Origin of the sequence: Streptomyces sp. P9(2023) (assembly GCF_032436795.1) — a bacterium.
GTDB lineage: Bacteria > Actinomycetota > Actinomycetes > Streptomycetales > Streptomycetaceae > Streptomyces.
On sequence record NZ_JAUPWM010000176.1, the window covers coordinates 1 to 425 of the forward strand.

Genomic DNA, 425 nt, shown 5'->3' on the forward strand with positions numbered 1-425 from the left:
TAGAGAAAGAAGCTTCCGCCAAACTGAAAGAAAAGGAAAAATCCAATGCCGACACCCGATGATCCTATTATCCTTGAGCCTACCCGCATCGCCGGTTCCGATGACCCGATCATCTTGGATCCTGATAAGAAGCCGGATGGCCTGCCGATCACTGTTCAGCCCGTTAAGGTCAGTTGGTACAAGCGCTGGTCTACCCATCTGGCTGGCATCAACTTTGCCGCAGTAGTTGCTTTTTACGCAATGTTGCCTGATCGTATGCTGGACGCTATCCCGGCTGCCGTTCATGGCCTGATTGGCGTTTCCCTGCTGGCTACTGGCCTAATTCCGGCTGCTACCAGCGTCAAACAAGTGAAGAAAGTAGACTAAGAGGAAATTAAGATGAATGAGCGCGCAAGCATTATCGATAGGGGTGTTGAAGGCATCCG

1 protein-coding gene is annotated in these 425 nt (G+C 51.1%); it reads left to right on the top strand.

Going from position 1 to position 425, the window contains the following annotated elements; all coding sequences use genetic code 11:
• Window positions 1-45: 45 nt before the first annotated feature.
• The gene (locus Q5762_RS37235) at window positions 46-366 is read left to right on the top strand and encodes a hypothetical protein (protein WP_315896738.1); all 321 of its coding nucleotides are present in this window, start codon (window positions 46-48) and stop codon (window positions 364-366) included.
• The last annotated feature ends 59 nt before the right edge of the window (window positions 367-425 follow it).